Origin of the sequence: Oerskovia sp. NPDC060287, from assembly GCF_042726775.1 — a bacterium.
Taxonomy (GTDB): Bacteria; Actinomycetota; Actinomycetes; order Actinomycetales; family Cellulomonadaceae; genus Oerskovia; species Oerskovia merdavium.
The window spans coordinates 1-3866 of the sequence record NZ_JBHXBO010000322.1; the positions used below are offsets into that span (position 1 = coordinate 1).

Consider the following 3866-nt stretch of genomic DNA (forward strand, 5'->3'; position numbering starts at 1 on the left):
GCAGAAAACACAACCCACCACCTGGGCCGCGGAACGGCCCGGCGCGTCTCACCGGCGCGTGGCGTCCCTCAGCCCAGCCCAGCCGAGCGCTCGGCGAACCCGTGCTTGCCCTCGGGCGTCTCGATCGCCACGGGTTCCTCGCCGTAGGACGGGACGTCGTAGAGGCTCGCCGACATGTCGACCCAGCGGATGTCGCCTGCGGGCTCGAAGGCATCGAGCACCAGCCCGCTCGGCGCTGCGGGCTACAGCTTGGTCGCCCACTTGTGGACGTTCTTCAAGGCTTTGCACACGCAGGCACGGTGCTGGAGAAGCGCTCCCGGCTGTCCGGTTGGTCGTCGGTGCCGGTCATACCTCACTGATCCTTGAGGACGGTACGGGAGTATGGCGGAATGACGAGCGAGTACTTCCAGCGTGTTCGGTGGATCCACGGCAGCGCCACCGATCCGGTGGTTCTGTGGGCGCACGTAGTCGGAGGGTGGGAGGCACGCAAGGTCGACGAGTTCGCCGACGGGAGTCTGACGTGGGCTGACGAGGACCACGAGTCCGAGAGCACCGGCCTCGGAGTGATCCCCGTGCCGCTTCCTGCGGAGATCGCGAAGGATCCCCAGTTCGTGGTCGCGCTCGTCGAACAGTCGGAGTTTGAGGCCGTCTGGCACTCAGCCCGCGTGGGCTCCAGCGGCGGGTGGGTCAGGCCGGGCTGATCGTGAGGCGCGCAGGTTCGGGAAGCTCGATCGGTCCGTCCTCAGTGACGCCGACCCATTCGATGCCGCCGAGCTCGCCGTCGAGCGTGTAGAGGAACAGGCTGTCGGTGGAGTCGACCACGGCCGCGTCCACGATGACACGCATCTCGGTACCGGTCCGGAAGTCGATCGACGGGCAGCTGCAACCGCAGGCGCCGGACACCACGGCCCTCCGGGCCTGTCGGCGAAGCTCGGTCGCTCCGTCGAGGTCCGTCGACAGCAGCGCGTCGAGCACATCGCGCTCACAGTCCGTCAGCGGCCTGGTCATGCTGGCAACTGTCGCACGCACCGACCTGTCGACGGGAACCGGAGAGCCACTCAGCCCAGCAGGTTCTCGCAGACCTCGAGCAGCCGGGCGCGCAGCACGGCCGAGCGCTCGGCGAACCCGCGCTGCAGCCGCACGTACTCGGCCTTGCCCTCGGGCGTCTCGATCGCCACGGGCGCCTCGCCGTAGGACGAGACGTCGTAGGGGCTCGCCTTCATGTCGACCCAGCGGATGTCGCGTGCGAGCTCGAAAGCGTCGAGCACCAGACCGCTCGGCACCGCGGGGGACAGCTTGGTCGCCCACTTGTAGAGGTCCATGTTGGCGTGCAGGCAGCCCGGTTGCTCGAGCGCGGGCTGCGTCTCGCGGGTGGGCTGCAGACGATTGAGGCCCACGGCCTCCGGGGTGAAGAAGCGGAACGCGTCGAAGTGCGAGCACCTCACCGGGTGCGACGCCACGACCTCGTCCGTCCCCTGCGCCCCGAGCCGCAGCGGCAGCGGGTGGCGATGGTCGCGCCCCTCGGCGTGGTCCCGGTAGACCATGGCCCACTCGTGCAGCCCGAAGCACCCGAGCGTCGCCGGGCGTGACGCCGTGGCCGAGAGCAGCTCGCGCGCGTAGCGCACGGTGTCCCCCCGGTCGGCGAGGTACGCGTCGACGTCGAGGGTCACGGCCCCGGCCGCCTCGGTCCGGTACCACCGCCAGTCCGCACGCTCGGCGAGGAGGGGAGCGACGTCGTCGGGCGCGCCCTCCTCGCCGGGAGCGAGAGCGACGCCCGCACCCGGGTGCCAGCGGCGCAGCTGGGCCGGACGAGTGGGGTAGTAGGTGAAGAGGAAGTCCTCGACCGCGTGCTTCTCGCCGCGGACCTTGCGCTCGCGCCAGCCCGCGGTCAGGGCATCCGCGCGCGCGGCGTGCGCCGCAGCGAGCGGCAGCCAGTCGTCACTGCCCAGGACCTGCCCGACGGCGCCGGTCACCTCGGGTGCGAGGGTACGGCCGGAGACGTCGAGGGAGGGCATGGTTCCAGCGTAGGCGGCCCGGCGAGGGAAGTTCACCCCGTCCGGAGCAGCGGAACGGCCCGGGACCGGAGGGCCCGCCGATCGAGCCGCTGCTCAGGGTCCGGCGGGCTCCTCCCGCACGCCCGGCTTCTCCTCCGAGGGCGCCTGCTGCCACGGCCACCGGCCCGTGATCTCGAGCTCGAGCGAGAAGCTCAGGAACGTCCGGATCAGGACGATCGCCGCGAGCACCCCGACGCTCTCGAGCGTCGGGGTGATGGCGACGGTCCGGATGATGTCGGCGGCGACGAGGAGCTCGAGCCCGAGCAGGATCGACCTGCCGAGCCGGCGCCGGAACAACCGGTAGACGTCGCCCTCGCGTCGCCGGGTCAACGACAAGAACGTCGCGTACAGGGCGCCGACCACCATCGCGGCGACCCCTGCGGCGTCGACCACCTTGCCGACGACCTCGATCACCTCGGCGAACGTCATGAGCCGAGCCTAGGACGGAACGGCCCGGCGGGCCGGGCGAGCGGGGGCCGGCCCGCCGTGGCCCGACCTCACGAGGGCCGCGGCAGGGTGAGGATCTCGGCCCCGTCGTCGGTGATCGCGATCGTGTGCTCGCTGTGCGCCGTCCGGCAGCCCGTCGCGCTGCGGAGAGTCCAGCCGTCGGCGTCGGTGACGAGCTCGGCGGTGTCCTCCATGACCCACGGCTCCAGCGCGAGCAGGAGCCCGGGGCGCAGCCGGTACCCCCGACCAGGCCGTCCGATGTTCGGGACGTGCGGGTCCTGGTGCATCGTCGATCCGATGCCGTGCCCCCCGAACTCGGTGTTGACCTGATACCCCGCCGCGCTGAGGACGGCGCCCATGGCGTGCGAGACGTCGCCGACGCGAGCCCCCGGCCCGGCCGCCGCGATACCCGCGACCAGAGCGTCCTCGGTCGCCCTGATCATCGCGACGCTCTCCGGTGGCTTCGAGCCACCCACGACGAAGCTGATGGCGGAGTCGGCGGCGATACCACCCAGCGACACCGCGAGGTCGAGCGTCAGCAGGTCGCCGTCCTCGAGCGTGCGGTCGTGCGGCTTGCCGTGCAGCACGGCGTCGTTGACGGCCGTGCAGACGTGGTGCCCGAACGGTCCCCGCCCGAACGACGGCGCATAGTCGACGTAGCAGGACTGCGCGCCCGCCTCGGTGATCATGGCCTGCGCCCACCGGTCGACGTCCAGGAGGTTCGTGCCGACGGTGCTGCGGCCCTTGAGGGTCTGCAGGATGTGAGCGACCAGGGCGCCGGTCTCACGCGCCCGAGCCACCTCGGCGGGGTTCAGGATCTCGATCATGGAGTGAGCCTTCCTCATGCTTCCGATAACTATACCGGTCATATTATCCCGGTACTAGAATCGGAACCATGGTCAGGTTGCCCCTCACGCCAGCCGAGGTCGAGCGTGGACAGCGTCTCGGCGCCCTCCTGCGTCGAGCGAGGGGCGATCGCTCGATGCTCGAGGTCGCACTCGACGCCGGCGTCTCACCCGAGACCCTCCGGAAGATCGAGACGGGCCGGGTCGCGACCCCCGCGTTCCCGACGATCGCGGCGATCGCGGGTGTGCTCGGCCTCTCGCTCGACGCCGTCTGGGCCGAGATCACCCAGGTCGAACGTGATGCTCGAGGCGCGGGCCAGGACGCGCACGAGCTGTGGGCGTCCTGACGCGCTGACCCGCGCCTACTCCGTCTGCTCGAGGAAGGACTGCGCGAGGCGCTTCGGTGCTCGCGCCAGCCACGCGTCCTCGACGAGCTCCTCGAGCTCGGGCACCGCGACACGGTCGAGCCGCGCGAGGACGATCGGGTACCCCGCGAAGTGGGCCGTCGTGAAGAAGGTGC

General features: G+C 71.0%; 7 protein-coding genes. 2 read left to right on the top strand and 5 right to left on the bottom strand.

The annotated features are described in order from the left end of the window. Positions 1–68 precede the first annotated feature (68 nt). The gene (locus ACFWFR_RS18210) at positions 69–221 is read right to left on the bottom strand and encodes a hypothetical protein (RefSeq protein ID WP_377624000.1); all 153 of its coding nucleotides are present in this window, start codon (positions 219–221) and stop codon (positions 69–71) included. 168 nt (positions 222–389) lie between these two features. Here ACFWFR_RS18210 and ACFWFR_RS18215 point away from each other — a divergent pair, with 168 nt between their 5' ends. After that, complete coding sequence (locus tag ACFWFR_RS18215; RefSeq protein ID WP_377624002.1) at positions 390–701, top strand: DUF6881 domain-containing protein; 312 nt, start codon at positions 390–392, stop codon at positions 699–701. Here the strand turns inward: ACFWFR_RS18215 and ACFWFR_RS18220 are convergent. The 4 genes from ACFWFR_RS18220 to map form a co-directional block, all read right to left on the bottom strand. Next, positions 688–1008: a hypothetical protein gene (locus tag ACFWFR_RS18220; protein WP_377624003.1), complete on the bottom strand. Its 321-nt coding sequence runs from the start codon at positions 1006–1008 to the stop codon at positions 688–690. The two genes, ACFWFR_RS18215 and ACFWFR_RS18220, sit on opposite strands and share 14 nt — an antisense overlap. Before the next feature lie 50 nt (positions 1009–1058). Then, positions 1059–2015 carry a 3-methyladenine DNA glycosylase gene (locus tag ACFWFR_RS18225; protein ID WP_377624005.1) on the bottom strand — a complete coding sequence of 319 codons (957 nt, stop codon included), beginning with the start codon at positions 2013–2015 and terminating at the stop codon, positions 1059–1061. 93 nt (positions 2016–2108) lie between these two features. Then, complete coding sequence (locus ACFWFR_RS18230; RefSeq protein WP_377624006.1) at positions 2109–2483, bottom strand: DUF1622 domain-containing protein; 375 nt, start codon at positions 2481–2483, stop codon at positions 2109–2111. Between the two features lie 68 nt (positions 2484–2551). Continuing rightward, positions 2552–3328 carry a type I methionyl aminopeptidase gene (gene map, locus ACFWFR_RS18235; RefSeq protein WP_377624008.1) on the bottom strand — a complete coding sequence of 259 codons (777 nt, stop codon included), beginning with the start codon at positions 3326–3328 and terminating at the stop codon, positions 2552–2554. Between the two features lie 68 nt (positions 3329–3396). On the opposite strand from map, the gene ACFWFR_RS18240 reads away from it, so the two are divergent. Continuing rightward, the gene (locus ACFWFR_RS18240; protein WP_377624010.1) at positions 3397–3693 is read left to right on the top strand and encodes a helix-turn-helix domain-containing protein; all 297 of its coding nucleotides are present in this window, start codon (positions 3397–3399) and stop codon (positions 3691–3693) included. Positions 3694–3866: the final 173 nt, after the last annotated feature.